At 40.3% G+C, this 18,840-nt stretch carries 18 protein-coding genes; 14 read left to right on the forward strand and 4 right to left on the reverse strand.

From position 1 onward, the window contains the following. Nucleotides 1–16: 16 nt before the first annotated feature. A complete protein-coding gene (locus tag H0W64_01935) occupies nt 17–1,450 on the reverse strand; it encodes a M20/M25/M40 family metallo-hydrolase (protein ID MBA3660464.1) in 1,434 nt (477 codons plus the stop codon). Nucleotides 1,451–1,462: 12 nt separating this feature from the next. Next, complete coding sequence (locus H0W64_01940) at nt 1,463–2,512, reverse strand: hypothetical protein (GenBank protein MBA3660465.1); 1,050 nt, start codon at nt 2,510–2,512, stop codon at nt 1,463–1,465. Nucleotides 2,513–2,653: 141 nt separating this feature from the next. Here H0W64_01940 and H0W64_01945 point away from each other — a divergent pair, with 141 nt between their 5' ends. The 7 genes from H0W64_01945 (at nt 2,654) to H0W64_01975 (ending at nt 7,070) form a co-directional block, all read left to right on the forward strand. Next, entirely contained in the window at nt 2,654–3,538 is an 885-nt protein-coding gene (locus H0W64_01945) for an arginase (protein MBA3660466.1), read from the forward strand. Nucleotides 3,539–3,568: 30 nt separating this feature from the next. Next, a complete protein-coding gene (locus H0W64_01950) occupies nt 3,569–4,048 on the forward strand; it encodes a L,D-transpeptidase (GenBank protein ID MBA3660467.1) in 480 nt (159 codons plus the stop codon). Nucleotides 4,049–4,180: 132 nt separating this feature from the next. Then, the gene (locus H0W64_01955; GenBank protein ID MBA3660468.1) at nt 4,181–4,768 is read left to right on the forward strand and encodes a DUF924 domain-containing protein; all 588 of its coding nucleotides are present in this window, start codon (nt 4,181–4,183) and stop codon (nt 4,766–4,768) included. Between the two features lie 190 nt (nt 4,769–4,958). Beyond that, nucleotides 4,959–5,180 carry a helix-turn-helix transcriptional regulator gene (locus H0W64_01960; GenBank protein MBA3660469.1) on the forward strand — a complete coding sequence of 74 codons (222 nt, stop codon included), beginning with the start codon at nt 4,959–4,961 and terminating at the stop codon, nt 5,178–5,180. Nucleotides 5,181–5,182: 2 nt separating this feature from the next. Then, nucleotides 5,183–5,491, forward strand: a complete 309-nt coding sequence (locus H0W64_01965; protein MBA3660470.1) for a HipA N-terminal domain-containing protein — start codon at nt 5,183–5,185, stop codon at nt 5,489–5,491. Beyond that, nucleotides 5,488–6,432, forward strand: coding sequence for a HipA domain-containing protein (locus H0W64_01970; GenBank protein MBA3660471.1), 945 nt, complete (start codon nt 5,488–5,490; stop codon nt 6,430–6,432). The genes H0W64_01965 and H0W64_01970 overlap by 4 nt, the downstream gene beginning before the upstream one ends. Before the next feature lie 92 nt (nt 6,433–6,524). Continuing rightward, nucleotides 6,525–7,070, forward strand: a complete 546-nt coding sequence (locus H0W64_01975) for an outer membrane beta-barrel protein (GenBank protein ID MBA3660472.1) — start codon at nt 6,525–6,527, stop codon at nt 7,068–7,070. A 35-nt stretch (nt 7,071–7,105) separates the two neighbouring features. Here the strand turns inward: H0W64_01975 and H0W64_01980 are convergent, their stop codons facing one another. Beyond that, complete coding sequence (locus tag H0W64_01980; protein ID MBA3660473.1) at nt 7,106–9,091, reverse strand: FAD-binding oxidoreductase; 1,986 nt, start codon at nt 9,089–9,091, stop codon at nt 7,106–7,108. Nucleotides 9,092–9,295: 204 nt separating this feature from the next. Here H0W64_01980 and H0W64_01985 point away from each other — a divergent pair, with 204 nt between their 5' ends. Then, nucleotides 9,296–10,009 carry a hypothetical protein gene (locus tag H0W64_01985; protein MBA3660474.1) on the forward strand — a complete coding sequence of 238 codons (714 nt, stop codon included), beginning with the start codon at nt 9,296–9,298 and terminating at the stop codon, nt 10,007–10,009. A gap of 2 nt (nt 10,010–10,011) precedes the next feature. On the opposite strand, the gene gltA is transcribed toward H0W64_01985, so the two are convergent. Next, entirely contained in the window at nt 10,012–11,298 is a 1,287-nt protein-coding gene (gltA, locus tag H0W64_01990; GenBank protein MBA3660475.1) for a citrate (Si)-synthase, read from the reverse strand. A 197-nt stretch (nt 11,299–11,495) separates the two neighbouring features. Between gltA and sdhC the strand changes: the two genes are divergently transcribed. The 6 genes from sdhC to odhB all read left to right on the forward strand — a co-directional run bounded on the left by sdhC (nt 11,496) and on the right by odhB (nt 18,827). Then, nucleotides 11,496–11,867 carry a succinate dehydrogenase, cytochrome b556 subunit gene (sdhC, locus tag H0W64_01995; GenBank protein ID MBA3660476.1) on the forward strand — a complete coding sequence of 124 codons (372 nt, stop codon included), beginning with the start codon at nt 11,496–11,498 and terminating at the stop codon, nt 11,865–11,867. Further along, complete coding sequence (gene sdhD / locus H0W64_02000) at nt 11,861–12,208, forward strand: succinate dehydrogenase, hydrophobic membrane anchor protein (GenBank protein MBA3660477.1); 348 nt, start codon at nt 11,861–11,863, stop codon at nt 12,206–12,208. The genes sdhC and sdhD overlap by 7 nt, the downstream gene beginning before the upstream one ends. A gap of 4 nt (nt 12,209–12,212) precedes the next feature. Next, entirely contained in the window at nt 12,213–13,979 is a 1,767-nt protein-coding gene (gene sdhA / locus H0W64_02005; protein ID MBA3660478.1) for a succinate dehydrogenase flavoprotein subunit, read from the forward strand. A gap of 26 nt (nt 13,980–14,005) precedes the next feature. Next, nucleotides 14,006–14,707: a succinate dehydrogenase iron-sulfur subunit gene (locus tag H0W64_02010; GenBank protein ID MBA3660479.1), complete on the forward strand. Its 702-nt coding sequence runs from the start codon at nt 14,006–14,008 to the stop codon at nt 14,705–14,707. Nucleotides 14,708–14,769: 62 nt separating this feature from the next. After that, nucleotides 14,770–17,601: a 2-oxoglutarate dehydrogenase E1 component gene (locus H0W64_02015; protein MBA3660480.1), complete on the forward strand. Its 2,832-nt coding sequence runs from the start codon at nt 14,770–14,772 to the stop codon at nt 17,599–17,601. Then, nucleotides 17,598–18,827, forward strand: coding sequence for a 2-oxoglutarate dehydrogenase complex dihydrolipoyllysine-residue succinyltransferase (gene odhB, locus H0W64_02020; protein MBA3660481.1), 1,230 nt, complete (start codon nt 17,598–17,600; stop codon nt 18,825–18,827). The genes H0W64_02015 and odhB overlap by 4 nt, the downstream gene beginning before the upstream one ends. Nucleotides 18,828–18,840 lie beyond the last annotated feature (13 nt).

The raw sequence follows: 18,840 nt of genomic DNA on the forward strand, positions 1-18,840 counted from the left end.
ACAAATTACGCGAGCGTTACGCCTGTTGCAATGGTTTTAAGTTGCGCTGATAGTGATCAGCAATAATTTGCGCCACACAAGCTGTTAATTTTTTACCGGTTGGAATATGGAGGAATTCATTCGGACCGTGGGCATTTGATTCAGGGCCTAAGACACCTGTGATAACGAATTGAGCCTGGGGAAATTTTTCACCCAGCATTCCCATGAAAGGAATTGAACCGCCTTCTCCCATACACATAGAAGATTGGCCAAAATGTTCTAGGGATGCACCCTGAACAGATTGATTCAGCCAGTCAGCTTCCGCAGGTGCATTCCATCCCTTACTTGCTTCTTGAAGAGTAAATGAGACTTTTGCTTGATAAGGTGGATCTCTTTCTAACGCTTTTTTTAAAGCCCGTCCTGCTTGCTCAGCATCACAAGTTGGAGGAAGTCGAATAGAAAGTTTAACGGAAAGTGAGGGAATAGTTACATTACCGGCATGCTCAAGGATAGGTAATCCTTCCAGTCCAATAATTGATAAAGCGGGCTTCCAGGTTCGTCGCAAGATAAGTTCTTCTATTGATTCGGCTTCAGGTTGTACGTGGGGAATAAAGGGGAAACCTGCAACCAAAGACGATTCCAGTACGCTAGCAGCTTGTTTAGCCTGATCCTTACGCCTTTGAGGAATCTCTACAGAAAGATCTTTCAATACCATGTTACCATTCGCCTCTTCCTCAATCCGATTGATCAACTGACGCAAGAGACGGCAAGGTGAGGGCACGACGCCGCTGCCAGCGCCTGAATGGATCCCTTCAGTCAAAACATCAATGGCTAGAACCCCGCCTAGAAGTCCTCGTAGGGAAGTCGTAAGCCATAACTGTTCGTAATTACCGCATCCCGAATCAAGACAAATGATGAGACTGGGGGTGCCAATTTTTTCAGACAGTGCTTCTATGTAAAAAGGTAAATCGTAACTTCCACTCTCTTCACAAGCTTCAATTAGAATGATACAGCGACTATGGGGTAAGTTTTGACGATGCAAAGCAAGCAAGGCAGTGAGAGAAGCAAATGCTGCATACCCATCATCAGCCGCTCCCCGTCCATATAAGCGATCGTCGCGTAACACGGGTTGCCAAGGTCCGAGATCGCTGTGCCAACCTGTCATTTCTGGCTGCTTGTCTAAATGACCATATAACAAAATAGTTTCTTTCGCATCGCCCGGGATTTCAATATAAATAAGGGGAGTGCGATGCGGCAATTGAATCATCTCCAAAGTCATTCCCGGGTAAGCGTGCTGCTCACACCATTGCATAATCAGCTGTACAGCTTCATGCATGTAACCATGTTCTTCCCAGTGGGGATCGAATTGCGGTGATTTGTTCGGGATTTTTACATAGTCTATTAAGGTCGGGATAATACTTTGATCCCACAGATCATTAATAAATTTTTTCTCAATTTTAATCGGTGACATGGTATTTCCTATTTATAAATTTTTAAAAGGATAGTCATTTAAAGGAATATTCTCACCTTCAATATCCTTATCTTTTTCAGTCGTTAAAATTTTAAAAAGTCCGAAAGCAAGTGTAGCTGAGGCAATCACGGTTGAAGAGACCCTTGCAAAATGGGCGATAGAAGTAGCATTATCTTTTGTTTTAGATTCTTTAGCGTTTTTTGAAGATTGGAAAGCAGTTGTTTTGAAAGTGAATAATTCTTCTGAAACCTGCGTCGTTAAAAAAAGTTTAAGGGTTTGATCACACCATTCCCCATAATTAGTTAAACTTGGTAAAAAATAAGGGACTTGAATAATTTGTTCCACAAGTTCTGGCGCATTTTTAGTTAGCTCTTGTATAACTGCGCCGACAAAGGCTCGGATTACTTGATCGGATTGCTTATTCATTAAAGATAACTGATGATTCCAACACATAAGATTAGCAAGGTGAGGATTTATATCGCCATTTTTTTCTAGCAAACTTTTGCAACCTAAAATAGCTATAGTTTTTATATAGTTTTCCAAGCTTTTAATTTCATCTTCGTTAAGCTGAAAATCCTGCAATTTGTTTTTTATCACTTTTTTTTCAGCTGGGGTAATTTTGATATTTGTATCTGCAAAAGATTCAATAAATCCTTTGGTAGTGAGCAGAAAAGATTGCAATTGATTTGTTGCTACTTTTTCTTTCGCCTTGTTAATTTCATCCGTTTCGTTTTTCAATGAATGAATAAACGCTTTCGCTTTATCCTTAGAATTTGTGATAAATAAAGCTTTAACCTGCTCCCCAACGGTTTTTTCAGTTTCTTCTTTCTTAATTTCATGAATTGCACGCGTGATAATCTGCAAGATAATTTTTTCTAAAGTCTCGATGCTTTCAGCTCGTTCTTCCTTGGAAAGCAAGGAAGGAAACTCATCAAAAGTTCGATTGACAAAATTCCCTTCAATTCGTTCAATGCTATGTTTCCTTGCTGCAAAATATTTGTCGGGATCGGTTTGAAAAGTCTCGATGAGACGTTGAATAAGAGGAGGCCTCGTTGTGCTCATCTGTGTGTCCTTAACAGTTTTTTTTATAAAAAGTTTTATACGATAACATAAGACTTTGTAATCTTGTAGGAATGCGACTATTGGCAGTTTGTAACGATGATGCTTTAATAAACTATTCGCAGCTTATTGAAGGATTGCTTAATGTCGGTTCCTCCATTCTTACTAGTGGGTTATGCATCCGGTGTTGCGGGGGTAAAAGGTCAATGCGCGGAAGGCCCACTGACTATTATGCAGTCAACTTATTTTGCTGACTGCCTTGCTCAAGGTTTACCGTTTCAATGGCATTCGACATTTTATCCTCAACCACCAGAGCAAGATGCCGAAGATATAGTCTGCGAGTCAGCTGAGCGTATGGCGCGGACTATTGATGATCTTGTAAAAAAGAAAGAGCGTTTTTGCGTTATTGGGGGTGATCATACCTCGGCACTTGGTACATTTAGTGGCACTGCCGCTGCAATAAGAGAGCAAGGGGATTTAGGCTTAATTTGGATTGATGCGCACATGGATAGCCATACTCCAGAGACCACTGAATCAGGTCGCTTGCACGGCATGCCCTTAGCAGCCTTGCTTGGCTATGGCTCTCCTAAATTGACTGGGATTATGTATCCGGGGGCTAAGATTAAACCTGAAAATGTTTGTCTGATTGGTGTTAGAAGTTTTGAAACAGCCGAAGCTCTCTTTTTAAAAGATTTGAATGTTCGTGTTTATTTGATGGAAGAAGTTAATCAACGCGGATTTCTTAATGTCTTAAAAGAAGCACGAAGTCATGTCTCCCAACGAACTTATGGTTATGGCATCTCCCTTGATTTGGATAGTATCGATCCCGCCGATGCACCAGCTGTCGGTGTGCCTGAACCCTTTGGGTTGTCAGGGGAAGATGTGTATGCAGGATTCGCTTTACTTGCGAGTGACAAACACTTACTTGCAACAGAAATTGCTGAATTTGACCCTTCGCATGATAAGAACAAAATAACTGAACGATTACTTGTGTCTTTCCTTGAAGTTTTAGCCCAGGCACCTCAATAGAGATGCTATCTAAAGGTATGTCATATGAGTATCAATCTTCATGTGCAAGTTAACATTCAAACGCAACAGCTTCATATTGTGGTCGATGAGCAAATTATCCAAACTTTCATTATTTCAACGGCTAAAAAAGGCAGGGGACAAATCAATGGAAGTGAGCAAACGCCGGAAGGAAAGCATATCATCCGGGCAAAAATTGGTAATCAATGCCCGCTTTATACGGTTTTTGTAGGTCGTCGTCCGACAGGTGAGGTTTTCTCCCCGCTTTTAAAAGCCCGGTTTCCGGACCGAGATTGGATTTTAACTCGAATTTTTTGGTTAAGTGGTCTAGAGAAAGGCAAGAATCGTTTAGGCGAGGTTGATACCATGCGTCGTTACATTTATTTGCATGGCACGTCGGATGAAAACTCACTGGGTTTTCCAAGTTCGCATGGGTGCATTAGAATGGCAAATTTGGATATTATGCAACTTTTTGATCAAATCCCTGTCGGTACGCTGGTTCATATCTCATAAAATTTAAAGGTCACGCTGGTTCTTTTCAATCCAATGCGTTGAATTTTAATAATAAACCTCTCAGGATTGATCTATGCTATGCTGAGAATTAAGAGGTATTCTGCGCATCTTTTCAACATACAAGAGGGCTGTATGACTGACAAGATCCATGAATTATTAAACTTTTGGTTTGGCAATTTAGGGTCTGCTGACTTGCCAACGAGCGATAGAACCAACCTTTGGTTTGGTGAAAATGAATCGGTCAAAACCAAATTAAAAATGTTTACTTCTGAATTTGATTTGGCAACCGGAGGTCAGCTAACTGAATGGGCTGAAACACCACGAGGTCGTTTGGCGCTGATTATTTTACTAGATCAATTTCCCCGTTATTTTCATCGACGCTCAGCACGAGCTTTTGAATATGATGAAAAGGCACAGCGTTTATGTGTTGAGGGCTTGCGCGAAAATATGGATCGCTCTTTAACTTTAATTGAGCGTGTCTTTTTTTATATGCCCCTGGTACATGCTGAAAGCGGTGAATCGCAAGAAAAATCCATTCGACTTTATCAAGATTTAGTTTCCTTATCCATGAGTGAAACCACCCAGATTTACCAATTGTTCCTTGCCTACGCATATGCACATTTTCGCGTTATTAAAGAATTCGGACGTTTTCCCCAGCGTAATAAAGTCTTAGGTCGAGATTCTACGGATTCTGAAGTTAATTTCCTGAAAAATACTTAATTCTTTCTTACTGCTTTAGCGGTAAAATTCATCCATTTTATCCTTATCAATCTTTATTTACTTATTGCTGGCAAAATTTACTGCCATAGCAGTATTTTTTTTCTATTCTCCTCACAAATTAAGAAAATCTAATGGAAAAATTATAAATTTACTGCTATAACAGTAATATATCCTTACTTTAAGAGCTCATATGAATTCTCATGAAATTGCTCAGGTTATTCGATTTTGCCGAAAGCAAAGTGGCTTGTCCCAGCAAGGACTTGCTCAGCTTGCGGGGGTGGGTAAAACCGTAATTTTCGATATCGAAAAGGGTAAAGAAACAGTTCAATTAAATTCACTCCTTAAAGTCATTGATATCTTAAATATTAAAGTAAAACTCGAAACACCTTTTGACCTAACTAAGCAGAATTAGACATGACTAAAGCGCATATTTTAGTTAGCGGTGAAATTGCAGGGGTATTAGAGAATTTAAATAATGGCCAATATCGATTTCACTATCAACCTGATTATGCCGGTCCCCCTGTTTCTCTAACGATGCCGGTCCGCACGACAGCTTATGAATTTAATAAATTCCCGCCATTTTTTGAAGGATTACTCCCTGAAGGTATTTTACTTGAAGCGCTATTACGTAAATACAAAATTGATCGACACGATTATTTTAAACAATTATTAATTGTAGGGCATGATGTTGTCGGCGCTGTAACGATTGAGGAAACATCATGAAGCGTTGTCCTATTACTTATGATCCTATTGGCGAGAATGAAATATATTCGCAGCAGGGATTGCGCATGCTTTCCCCGCAATTAAAAATACTTCATCCTTTAGCATTTGACGCCGCAGAACAACGCTCAGAGGCAATTGCACGCGTTGGTAAAATGTCGATCCAGGGAGTGCAAACTAAATTAAGTGCCCAATTACAGGTAAAAGAAGGTTGTTTTTTACTCGTCGATCAACAGGGTCGATATATTTTAAAACCCCAAAGTGACCACTTTCCTCAATTGCCTGAGAATGAAGCATTAACCATGACACTTGCGGCCGTGGTGGGTATTGAAGTGCCGGTGCACGGCTTAATTTATTCAAAAGATCATAGTTTAACTTATTTCATTAAACGATTTGATCGCGTTTCTCATAACAATAAATTAGCCATGGAAGATTTTGCTCAATTATCTGGATTAACACGCGATACAAAATATGAAAGTTCAATGGAAAAAATAGTAGATGTCATTCTGCGTTACTGTACTTTCCCAAAAATTGAATTTGTTAAACTTTTTAAGTTAACTTTATTTAATTATTTGGTAGGTAATGAAGATATGCATTTAAAAAATTTTTCCTTACTGACCCGTGATCATATTATTGGCATGTCGCCAGCTTATGACTTACTTAATTCAACAATTGCAATGCCTACGACTGAGGAATTAGCTTTACCTTTAAAAGGTAAAAAAAAGAATCTCACCCAAAAAGATTTTTTTGTTTACTTTGCATTAGAGCGACTTCAGTTGCAGATAGCAGTCATTGAGCGGGTGATCGATGAATTTAAGCAAGCCCAACCGAAATGGGAAAATTTAATTAGAAATAGTTTCCTCTCATCTTCAATGCAGGATAAATACATGACATTACTTCGGCAAAGATCTGTCCATCTAGGTTTAATAAGGGAAGCGAGTTGAAGCATTGCCCCCAATTTCATTGATTTTAAATAGGCGAAACTATATATTTAGGACCTTATTCTTGCACGCCATCTTTAAATCATGAGGGAAAAATGAAAAAAATAGCAAGTGCACTTTGCGGAATCATAGCCATTGGCCTAAGTTGCGGATCGTATGCGGCTATAAAAGCAAATACGGTAGCGCTAACAGTAGGTGGTGATGGATTCTTTTTTTCGAATAAGCGTGACTTAAAAAATTCTGGCGGTCCTTTCGTTTCTGCAATGTATCATTTCACTGATCATTGGAGCCTTGATGCCATGCTCAGTAGCTTTAATACTAATTTTAAACCTTCAGTAGATGACACTCGCAACGTTAATGGAACATCATTTGCCTTGGATGTATTTTATCATTTTGCACCTTACTTTCGTTATCCCCAACTTCAGCCGTATGCCATGATTGGCGCAGGGATTACCGGTTTTAATCATAATCAGTATGATGCTAATAACGAAGGCAATATGAATGTAGGATTAGGTTTGCAATATTTTGTGGATGAAGTTGTTTCCTTTCGATTTGAAGCACGCGATTTATATACTTTTGTTGGAAGTAAAAATGATGTACTTTTGGCTGCAGGCGTAACCTTTACTATCGCAGGATGTTAAGAATTTCTCTCACATAATGCAAGACGTTTACCTTTTTAACTTGCACGGGTTGATTTATTAGGATTCATGGGTGCTAGCGGTCGATGTCTTGTTACGGAATGTAAATGGTCATAAACATTATTATTAGGAATAATTCTTTGTATTGAAACTTTCGGTATTAAGTTGTCGCAATATTCATAAATTTTCTTATACAACAGAATTGTATTGGCATCACGCAGGCCAAATCTAAAAAACCCAATATTACTTTGCCGCTTTTGATTTAGCATACTGGTAATTTTCTTGAGTAAATTATAATAATCCTCTCCTGGAATCTCATCTATGGGATAACTTTTAAGCAGGGTTTGTATTGCTAAAATAATATGTGCTGCGCTGCTTGGATATTTTTTTTCGCCTATTTTTCGACCGAAACCATGATGCAATTTAAAATTATCAGTTTCTTGAATTAAATTCATAATATAATTTAAATGTTCCTTGCGAGTCGCAGTATTTGAAATTGGTTTGTCGTTAGCAGAAGGAATTGACGGTTCAATTTCCAATGCGGAGATTTTGAATTCAATCGCTCGCTTACTTGCATTATGCTCACTTGCATTATGTCTGTTATGAAAATCTAAATATTTCTTTTTTAAACTATCCCAGGAAAGACGAGCATGGCTTCTATTTGCTTTAACACCACTACTTTTTCCGTAATGGACACCCGGGTTCATGGTTTGGTCGTTTAAATATTGAATTAATGAAGTTACAAATACCTGGAGCTCAGCTCTATTAAGCCCAAACGATGCAAAATCAATTGCCACGCGATTTCCACCCTGGGGTGTATTTAATTTATTAGGAAATCGAATAAAAATAGCTAGATTAATGGGGAACTGTTTATTGAGATTTTTTTGTGAAAGTTGTTGTAATAAGTACTTGAAAAATTCATCCGTTTTTTTTGCATCGTAATCAAAAAGTAACCCCATCTCGGTGATCGCACCCATCAGCAAAGCTTCAGGTCCCATGATAGCCGAGGGTGAATTAATGGTTGTAGTCGCAGCGGATTTGGATTCACGCATCATAGTAAACTTAAAAAGTTTAGCTAAAGTTTTTGGGTGTTTTTTTGCAAGCCACGGTAGGAATTGCGTTGCTTTCCAGGAACTATCGCAAACTTGCGTTTCATCTTTGCCGTGGTTAGGCATATTCCCATCCACCCACTCCCATTTCGTCATCTTAACGGGTGTATCGGTGTGCAATCCCACAGCCGGAAAGATGATGGCTCTATCATTTAAACTAGATTGGTGCGAAGCGATATCGTTCTTAATGCTTTCATGAAATTGTCCAAAAGTAGAATATTCAATGGTGCGTTTTAATTTTTTTTTGGTCGGCCATACTTCTATATCAATTCGCGTTATGATGCCTAACAATCCTAAACTCGGATGGTTACAAACCAGGTCAAAATCTTCATCTTCTCTAGAGAAATATTTTTCTTCTCCACTGGGTAATAATAATTGAATGCCCTGGACAATATCAGCTAGATAGCCAGTCGCTGTGTGGCTATTGGTTGAAAGGCCTCCGCCAAAACTCATGAAGGGCAAGGTGCCAGTTAAAGTGGGACAATGATATCCCTGGTCATATAGCATTTGATTTAATTCAATCAACATAATATTAGGTGTAATACGACATATCTGCTTTTTATCTATGTCCACATTATTTGATGATGGCAATTCAATGTGTGGTTTCCAGGCTAATTCCATAAATACGTCGGTTCCCTTCCATAAGTTACCGATAGAGTAAGAATTATTATTCCCACCCCGGCCGCCGCCAATCACTGAAGTCGTTATGGGTTTTTCGAGGGTTTGATTCATCTCATTTATTTTTTTGATGAAATCGGGTAGTTTGGCTGGGTCTTTAAAGGTAACGATTAAGCCTTTTTTGTTTTGGTCTTTTAAAGTATAGGTAAATGATTTGGGTGTGCTTTGTCGCCAGGTAATGCCATTTGCATCGCAAAATTTCACTAACTCGTTGAGTTGATTGCTTTCTATGGTCATAATTTTCAACTAGTTCTACTATGAGTGAATAAATTATTAGGGTATGTGTCTATGTTCTCATATCAACCTTAACCTAAGCTTACCGGATAATTTATTTATTTATAATTATTTATCATTAACTTAAAAACAATCCTGCAACCCATTTCTTCTCTCCTTATGCACTATACTAAGTTATCGATATGAAAACATGTTGAGGCCTGTTTTATGTTCCATCGCAAAGAATTTAATTTACCCATTACCAGAACCTTTGATCAGCGGATGGAAATCGAACTTCACAGCCATCGTGATTTGTGGGTAAAGATGGTTGATGCTTCAGAAACGGATCCAAAGAAAAAAAAGGAATATAACGACTACGTACAAATTCTAGTGAAGGAATTTATTTATGTTCTTAACACTAAAAATATTAATGAAACGAATCTTAATAAAGATACAGCGAGCAAATGGTTTGCGAAATTTTTTTCTAATCTGAGACTGCATTTATTGAAACCGGGCGTGCTTCAGGAATTAAATAAAAGTTTAATTGCAGATGATTTACCGAAAATAGAAGCAATGTTTAATAACAGATCTTTGCGAGCTTTTAATATAAAAATTTCCTATCATGATTTTTTGAAACACTTGAATCAGCAACAAATAAAAGGAAACAATGCTCAACAACTCTTGCAACAACCTAAGCAGCCTGGATCGCATGCGCCTCAATCCGTCTTATTTTCTCCACCAAAACCAAAATTAGATGCGACTGCAAGGCCGAGGCGTCCGTTGCCTTCTCTACCTCAGCAACCTAATAATATTAAGAAGAGTGCGCCACCGAGACCTGCGCGTCCGCAAAATCCTTTAGCTCCCGCAAATGTTAAAGGACGATCAGCTGTAGAAAAGTCTAGCGCACCGCCCATTCCACCGCGTCCTTCACGTAAAAATTAAATCTATTCTCTTTTGGTTACAGGTAAATAAGCTCTCTCTTTATATCCTGTATAAAGTTGACGGGGACGTCCGAGACGATAGGGATTACTCATCATTTCATTCCACTGCGATACCCAGCCCACAGTTCTTGCCAACGCAAAAATGACGGTAAACATATTGGTAGGGATACCAATCGCACTTAGCGTAATGCCTGAATAAAAATCAACATTGGGATAGAGTTTCTTTTCAATGAAGTATTCATCCTGTAAAGCAATTTTTTCTAATTCCATGGCAAGTTTGAAAATTGGATCGTCTTTGGCGCCGACTGCTTCTAAAACTTCATAACACGTTTCACGCATGACTTTCGCACGGGGATCATAGTTTTTATAAACCCGATGGCCAAATCCCATTAAACGAAACGAATCTTTTGGATCTTTAGCGCGCTCAATATATTTCTTAATGTTGGAAGCATCGCCAATTTCATTTAGCATATTTAAAACTGCTTCATTAGCGCCGCCGTGTGCTGGTCCCCATAAAGCGCCGATGCCTGCCGAAATACAAGCGAAGGGATTTGCACCCGTTGAGCCTGCTAAGCGGACGGTCGAAGTTGATGCATTTTGTTCATGATCGGCATGTAAAATAAAAATACGATCTAAAGCGCGTGCAAGAATGGGATTAGGATGAAATTCATCGCAAGGTGTACCAAACATCATCCGTAAAAAATTTTCCGCATAAGAGAGTTTATTCATCGGTGGCATGAACGGTTGGCCCACTGAATATTTGTAACACATGGCTGCAATGGTGGGCATTTTCGCGATTAAGCGCAACGCTGAAGCAGTGCGGTGTTCGGGATTTTTGATGTCTAAGGTATCGTGGTAAAAAGCTGATAATGCACCGACAACACCCACCATAATGGCCATAGGATGTGCATCACGACGAAAACCATTAAAAAAGTGGCTAATCTGTTCGTGGACTAGCGTATGTTCTGTGATGAATTTACAGAACGATTGATACTCCATGGCCGAAGGCAGTTCACCATTTAAAAGCAAATAGCACACCTCCAAAAAATTTGAATGGCTGGCTAGCTCTTGAATAGGGTAGCCGCGATAGAGCAAGGTACCTTTGTCACCGTCGATAAAGGTAATTTTAGATTCGCAGGCAGCAGTTGAGTTGAAACCCGAATCAAACGTAAAATAACCATGTTTAAATAATGAGCTGATCTCGATTACATCAGGACCTAAGGTGCCCGAGAGGATGTCAAACTCAATGGTTTGATCATCGATTATGAGTTTTGCTTTTTTATTGGCCATACAATTTGCTCCCTGGTCAACGTATGTATATTTTAAACCTGTTTGCCGCGCATGGTACCAGAATTGGCATATATTGCATCAAAATGAACCGGGACGGTGTGAAAAAATGACAGATAAAGCCCAGCCTGGTTTGATTTACAACGGTGTCAAGAATATAATCACGCCCGATGGCATCTTCTTTATAAAAGGAAAAAAGCGTGCAGCGTAATCGGCCGAAAAATCTTAATCTATTAACGATTCATTTTCCTATACCGGCGATTGTATCCCTTTTCCATCGAATTACAGGGTTCGTACTTTTCTTGATGATTCCATTTTCTGTTTTGCTCTTACAACACTCCTTAAGTGTGCAGGGTTTTGCCGATTTACAGGAATGGCTCAAACAGCCTGTTATTAAAATTATTTTATTGTTTTTACTTTCCCCTATTCTATTTCATATGGTAGCGGGCATCCGCCACTTGCTTAGCGATATTCATATTGGTGATTCATTGAGAATGGGTCGTTTCAGTGCTTTTGCGACTTTTATCCTTACTGTTCTTTTATTAGGCTTAGCAGGAATTTGGTTATGGTGAAATCAGTTTCGAGTGTTTATCATCAAGGATTACAAGATTGGGCCATTCAACGCGTCTCTGCGATTGGGATGTTAATTTATATCCTTTTTTTATTTGGTTTTTTTCTCAGCCATCGGTCTTTATCGTATTTTGAATGGCATATGCTTTTTTCCTATCAAGTCATGAAAATTGCAACTTTCCTTTTTCTCATTGCTATGGTCTATCACGCTTGGATTGGTATGTGGACAATTTTTACGGATTACATTAAGCCAACTGTGTTACGTATCATTGCAAATTTAATAGTTCTTCTTACCCTAGCAGCTTCATTAATTTGGGGCGTAATGATTTTATGGAGCGTTTAATTAAATGAAAGTGGCAACCCATACGTTTGATGCTGTCATTGTTGGCGGCGGTGGTGCGGGTTTACGTTCGGCTATTGAGCTTGCTCAGTCGGGTTTAAATGTAGCAATTATTTCTAAAGTCTTTCCTACCCGATCCCATACGGTCTCAGCACAAGGCGGTATAAACGCGGCTTTAGGCAACATTGAGCCCGATGATTGGCGTTGGCATATGTATGATACGGTGATTGGGTCTGACTTTTTAGGTGATCAAGATGCCATTGAATACATGTGCGAAAATGCACCCCAATCGATTTATGAATTAGAGCATATGGGCTTGCCATTTTCACGTCTTGAAGATGGAAAAATTTATCAGCGTGCTTTTGGTGGTGCGACACGTGATTATGGTAAAGAACAAGCACATCGAACTTGTGCCGCTGCGGATCGTACAGGTCATGCCATGCTCCACACGCTTTATCAACAAAATATTGCTGCTAATTCGACTTTTTTTAATGAGTGGTTTGCTATTGATTTAGTGAACACACCTACAGGGGTTGCGGGGATCACCGCGATCTGCATTGAAACGGGTGAAGTCGTTTTCATTCAAGCCCGGGTCACAATTCTTGCTACGGGTGGCGCTGGACGCGTTTTTGCCTCCACAACGAATGCACATATTAATACGGGTGATGGCTTGGGAATGGTTTTAAGAGCCGGCTATCCACTTCAAGATATGGAATTTTGGCAATTTCATCCCACAGGAATTTATGGCTCCGGCTCATTAATTAGTGAAAGCGTGCGAGGCGAGGGTGGCTATTTATTAAATAAAAATGGCGAACGCTTTATGGAGCGTTATGCACCCCATTTAAAAGATTTGTCGTGCCGCGATATTGTGGCGCGCTCAGCGGCAATTGAAATTCGAGAAGGACGAGGGGCTGGGCCTAACGGTGATTATGTCTTATTAAAAGCCGATCATTTGGGTGCGGATATTATTAAAGAACGTTTGCCCGGTATTCGTGAATTAGCCATGACATTTGCAGGCGTTGACCCAATTAAAGAACCGATTCCAGTTGTGCCAACTTGTCATTATCTCATGGGAGGGATTCCCACCAATTATCATGGGCAAACGCTTACCGTTGATGCTAATGGTTCTGATCAGATTGTTAGAGGGCTTTACGCAGCAGGTGAGACGGCTTGTGTTTCGGTACACGGGGCAAATCGTTTGGGCGCGAATTCGTTACTCGACCTTGTGGTATTTGGTCGTGCCTCTGGTAAACACGCCCGAGAAAGTATTGAACAAGGGTTAGATTTCAGTGAATTTAATTCCGCCGACATTGAGCGCGCGCTGGAAAGGCTTTATCGTTGGAATGGTAATGATAAAGGTGAAACGGTCGATGAAATCCGTCGGGCTTTGCAAAAAATCATGCAGGACGATTTCGGGGTGTTCAGGTCTGAGGAACACATGAAAGAAGGTTTCGTGAAGCTAGAAGAATTGCGTGATCGTCTTAAGTATGCTTCGATAAAAGATAAAAGTCAGCTTTTCAATACTACGCGCATCGAAGCGTTAGAATTAGACAATTTGATGTCAACGGCTTTAGCATCGGCTTATTCTGCAGAAGTACGCCAAGAAAGTCGCGGGGCTCATTCACGATCTGATTACCCGGAGCGCAATGATCAGCAATGGTTGAAGCATACTATTTACTTCGAAGATGGCCGAATTGCTTATCGTCCAGTCAATATGAAGCCGAAGGGGATGCCACCCATTACGCTTAGAAAAAGAGAAGAAAACGCTGTATAGGTTATTAACGTCACGAGGGCATAACGATGCGATTCTCCATCTACCGCTTCAATCCAGAAACAGATAGCAAACCATACATGCAAAACTTTGATTTAGACGTCAAAGAGTTTAATTGTATTATGGTTCTTGATGTTTTGATTACCATCAAAAATCGCATCGATGAAACTTTAACCTTACGTCGTTCTTGTCGAGAAGGAGTTTGTGGCTCGGATGGAATGAATATTAATGGTAAAAATCGATTAGCTTGCACCACTGACTTAAGAAGTTTAAAAGAACCTATTATTATTCGACCATTGCCGGGGCTGCCTGTTATTCGTGATTTAGTTGTGGATATGACCCAATTTATCGATCAATACAAAAAAGCTAAACCATACTTACAAAATGATACACCGGCGCCTGCAATTGAGCGGTTACAATCGCCTGCAGAACGCGCCAAGTTAGATGGATTATATGAATGCATTTTGTGTGCGTGTTGTTCATCATCGTGTCCCTCCTATTGGTGGAATCCGGATAAATATATGGGTCCGGCGGCATTACTGCAGTCCTATCGTTTCATTGCCGATAGTCGAGACACGCATACCCAAGAACGTCTTGCAGATTTAACGGATCCATTCAGCGTTTTTCGTTGCCGTGGTATCATGAACTGCATTGATGTCTGCCCAAAGGATTTAAATCCTTTGGAAGCTATAAATAATATTAAAGAAGACATGCTTAAAGAGTCTGTTTAAGCGCTTTTGCCAACCCCGACAAAACGAGTAGAAAAAGCGACATGACCACGTCATCAAAGTCCATGCAGGCGCTTTGGCAAGATTCTTATCTTGCGCCAGAAAACGATACTTATTTAGAAAATTTATACGAGACTTATCTCAGTGACCCCGAAGCGGTTACCCCTTCTTGGCGTCAATATTTTGATCGTCTCCTTAAAGATAATCCGCGAACCATTGCTGATGTTTCTCACGCAGCTGTGATTGAGGAAATGAAGCGCTATGCTGAACAATCAGCGCGGAGTGCCTTGCCCGCCGAGATGACAACGCGCAGTGATAAAGATCAATTTCGTGTTTTAGAATTGATCGCAGCCTTTCGTCGTTCGGGACATATGCATGCGCAAATTGATCCCCTTGAACTCATGACTCGCGCAAGTGATCCAACCCTTACGCTTGAGTATTATGGTTTTACAGAGGCGGATTTAAATAAAACATTTAATGCTGAATCATTTGCAAGCTTACAAAAATCGCAAGCAACTTTAGGCGAAATTTATCAAAAGTTACAAGAAGTTTACTGCGGACACATTGGCTTTGAGTATATGCATATCAATCGCATTGCCGAAGTCGAGTGGATTCGAAATCGCATTGAAAAAGATTGGGCTAATTTAAGTATTACGCCGGATGAAAAAAAACATTTATTAGACCGCTTAGCCGTTGCTGATGCTTTAGAAAAATACTTAGGTTCAAAATATGTGGGCCAGAAACGCTTTTCTTTGGAAGGTGGCGATGCTTTAGTCCCTTTACTCGATAAAATCATTACACAAAGTGTCGTGACGGGCGCTAAAGAAACGGTCATTGGCATGGCGCATCGTGGGCGGTTAAATGTATTGGTCAATATTGTTGGTAAAGATCCCACTAGTATTTTTAATGTTTTTGAAGGTGGAATCGATGTTACAAGTAATAATTCTGGAGATGTTAAATATCATTTAGGTTTCTCCTCTAATGTCGATACACCTGCTGGACAAATACATGTTGCGCTTGCATTCAATCCTTCTCATTTAGAAATTGTATCGCCTGTTGTGCAAGGATCGGTACGTGCGCGACAAAGGAGACGGAGTGATAAAGATCAACGTCAAGTATACCCCATCCAAATTCATGGCGATGCAGCTTTTTCCTCGCAAGGCGTTGTCATGGAAACGTTTAGCATGTCACAAGCCCGTTGGTTTACGGTGGGTGGTTCTGTGCATATTGTTATTAACAATCAAATCGGTTTTACGATCAGCAACCCCAAAGATTCGCGCTCAACAACTTATTGCACTGATTCTGCCAAAATGGTGGAAGCGCCGATTTTGCATGTGAATGGTAATGACGCAGAAGCGGTTTATTTTGCTGCTCTCTTCGCAATTGATTATCGCCAAACTTTTAAGCGAGACATCGTAATTGACTTAGTTTGTTATCGACGTCATGGGCATAACGAAGCGGATGAACCTTCCGCAACCCAACCCATTATGTATAAGAAAATTAAAGCACTTCCGCCTCCCTATCAAATTTATGCAAAGAAACTTATTGCTGAAGGCGTTGTAACTGAAGAGATTGTGACGCAATGGATTAACCAATATCGTCAAGCTTTAGACGATGGTCAACCTGTTATTAAAGTGAGTAACGGGGGCAAAACCCATTCAGCTTATCAATACATGGTCAATTGGGACCCCTACGTGGGTCAGCCCTGGACAGATAAAATTTCAACCGCTTTACCCATGACTAAGCTCAAAGCGTTAGGCGAAAAATTGATTACCTTGCCAGATGGCTTTGTCGCCCAGACTCAAGTTAAAAAAATGTTAGATACAGAAAGAAAAATGCTAAATGGTGAAATGCCTTTGAATTGGGGTTATGCGGAGAACTTGGCTTATGCAAGTTTATTAACCGAAGGCTACCCTATCCGATTGTGCGGACAAGATTCTGCACGTGGCACTTTCGCACATCGCCATGCTGTTTTGCATGATCAAAATACTGATGCGGTTTATATTCCCTTAACGCATCTAGCTAAAGATCAAGCACAAATAAATATTGTCGATTCATTATTATCAGAAGAAGCTGTGCTTGCTTTCGAATACGGGTATGCAACTGCGGAACCTAATTATTTAGTCATTTGGGAAGCACAATTTGGTGATTTTGCAAATGGTGCTCAAGTGGTAATTGATCAATTTATCAGTTCGGGTGAGCAAAAATGGGGAAGGTTATGTGGCTTAGTGATGCTTTTACCGCATGGTTATGAAGGCCAAGGTCCTGAACATTCATCCGCTCGTTTAGAGCGTTATTTACAATTGTGCGCTCAAGATAATATGCAAGTTTGTATTCCGACCACCCCTGCGCAAATTTTTCATCTCTTACGCCGGCAAATGATTCGACCTTATCGTAAACCGCTTATTGTGATGTCACCAAAAACACTATTACGCCATCCTTCGGCAACATCCACGCTACAAGATTTAGCAGAAGGTGAATTTCAAACTGTCATTCCCGAAATCGATCAACTCGATGCGAAGCAAGTGGAGCGCGTTGTACTTTGTACCGGAAAGATTTATTACGAATTACTTGAAGCGCGTCGCGCATTACAAGTCGAAAATATTGCAATCATTCGACTTGAGCAGTTGTATCCCTTCCCGCAAAAACTTTGCGAAGCAGTGTTGAAACCTTACCATCATGTTCACGATGTCGTTTGGTGTCAGGAAGAACCACAGAATCAAGGCGCATGGACAACCATGATTCCTTATTTGCAAGCTTTGTTAGGTCAAGATCAAAAATTACAATACATAGGTAGAAATGCTGCTGCATCTCCTGCCGTTGGGTATCACGCCGTTCACGAAAAAGAACAAAAATTGTTAGTGGCTACGGCTTTAACAATAAGGAAAAAGCAATGACGATAGAAGTAAAAGTGCCTCAGTTGCCTGAATCAATTGCTGATGCAACGGTTTCAACTTGGCATAAAAAAGAAGGTGACACTGTTTCTAGAGACGAGAATCTAGTTGACCTAGAAACAGATAAAGTCATGCTTGAAGTCCCATCGCCCATTGATGGAGTAATCAAGCAAATCGTTAAACCTGCTGGCACGACAGTGAAAGCCCAGGAAGTTCTTGTTATTATTGAACCCGGGAGCGGTGCAAAGACGGAAACTCCAAAAGAAGCAAAAGATGAAAAAAAAGCTTCTGCAGAAGAAAAGCCAGCAGAAAAATCGGCAACGCCTCCCCCTTCGCCCCAAGCATCAAACAAAGAGCAGGATAACCAACCGACAAGTGGCCCCTCAGCGCGTCGTGCTGCTGCCGAACATGAAATTGACCTTGCGCAAGTTAAGGGAACCGGGAAAGGTGGTCGTATTACAAAAGAAAATGTTTTGTCTACCCTTGGCAGCACGCCTATGGGGAATGAAGAAATGTTAAGTTCATCTGATCGTCCAGAAAAACGCGTTCCCATGTCTCGCATGCGGGCACGTATTGCTGAACGCTTATTAGAAGTGACCCAAACGACTGCAATGTTAACGACATTTAATGAAGTTAACATGGCTGAAGTAATGGCGATTCGTAGCCGCTACAAAGAAAAATTTGAAAAGAAATACAAAGTTCGTTTGGGATTTATGTCATTTTTTGTTCGTGCTGTTGTTGAAGCCTTAAAGCGCTCACCTATTGTCAATGCATCGATTGATGGGAACGATGTTGTTTATCATGGATATTATGATATTGGGGTGGCGGTTTCCACGGAACGTGGTTTAGTGGTCCCGGTGTTGCGCAATGCTGATAAAATGAGTATGGCTGAAATTGAAGCTAAAATTGGTGAAGCTGCGGAAAAAGCAAGAGCGGGTAAACTTACTTTAGAAGAGATGCAAGGCGGCACTTTCACGATTACCAATGGTGGTGTTTTTGGTTCGCTCATGGCGACACCGCTTTTAAATGCGCCGCAATGTGGCATTTTAGGTATGCATAAAATTGAAGATCGCCCGGTGGTTGAGCATGGACAAATTGTAATTCGCCCAATGATGTATGTGGCGCTCTCCTATGATCACCGTTTAATTGATGGTAAGGAATCAGTAACATTTCTAGTTTCTATAAAAGAAATGCTTGAAGATCCCACACGTATGGTTTTGGAAATATAATAAAAGAGGTAAT

This window comes from Gammaproteobacteria bacterium, from assembly GCA_013816845.1.
Lineage (GTDB): Bacteria > Pseudomonadota > Gammaproteobacteria > DSM-16500 > DSM-16500 > Aquicella.

Excerpts from the sequence above, each read along its gene's own strand:
- H0W64_01935 (MBA3660464.1), bottom strand. The coding sequence starts at position 1,450 with ATGTCACCGATTAAAATTGAGAAAAAATTTATTAATGATCTGTGGGAT.
- H0W64_01940 (MBA3660465.1), bottom strand. The coding sequence starts at position 2,512 with ATGAGCACAACGAGGCCTCCTCTTATTCAACGTCTCATCGAGACTTTT.
- H0W64_01945 (MBA3660466.1), top strand. The coding sequence starts at position 2,654 with ATGTCGGTTCCTCCATTCTTACTAGTGGGTTATGCATCCGGTGTTGCG.
- H0W64_01955 (MBA3660468.1), top strand. The coding sequence starts at position 4,181 with ATGACTGACAAGATCCATGAATTATTAAACTTTTGGTTTGGCAATTTA.
- H0W64_01960 (MBA3660469.1), top strand. The coding sequence starts at position 4,959 with ATGAATTCTCATGAAATTGCTCAGGTTATTCGATTTTGCCGAAAGCAA.
- H0W64_01965 (MBA3660470.1), top strand. The coding sequence starts at position 5,183 with ATGACTAAAGCGCATATTTTAGTTAGCGGTGAAATTGCAGGGGTATTA.
- H0W64_01970 (MBA3660471.1), top strand. The coding sequence starts at position 5,488 with ATGAAGCGTTGTCCTATTACTTATGATCCTATTGGCGAGAATGAAATA.
- H0W64_01975 (MBA3660472.1), top strand. The coding sequence starts at position 6,525 with ATGAAAAAAATAGCAAGTGCACTTTGCGGAATCATAGCCATTGGCCTA.
- H0W64_01980 (MBA3660473.1), bottom strand. The coding sequence starts at position 9,091 with ATGACCATAGAAAGCAATCAACTCAACGAGTTAGTGAAATTTTGCGAT.
- H0W64_01985 (MBA3660474.1), top strand. The coding sequence starts at position 9,296 with ATGTTCCATCGCAAAGAATTTAATTTACCCATTACCAGAACCTTTGAT.
- gltA (MBA3660475.1), bottom strand. The coding sequence starts at position 11,298 with ATGGCCAATAAAAAAGCAAAACTCATAATCGATGATCAAACCATTGAG.
- sdhD (MBA3660477.1), top strand. The coding sequence starts at position 11,861 with ATGGTGAAATCAGTTTCGAGTGTTTATCATCAAGGATTACAAGATTGG.
- sdhA (MBA3660478.1), top strand. The coding sequence starts at position 12,213 with ATGAAAGTGGCAACCCATACGTTTGATGCTGTCATTGTTGGCGGCGGT.
- H0W64_02010 (MBA3660479.1), top strand. The coding sequence starts at position 14,006 with ATGCGATTCTCCATCTACCGCTTCAATCCAGAAACAGATAGCAAACCA.
- H0W64_02015 (MBA3660480.1), top strand. The coding sequence starts at position 14,770 with ATGCAGGCGCTTTGGCAAGATTCTTATCTTGCGCCAGAAAACGATACT.
- odhB (MBA3660481.1), top strand. The coding sequence starts at position 17,598 with ATGACGATAGAAGTAAAAGTGCCTCAGTTGCCTGAATCAATTGCTGAT.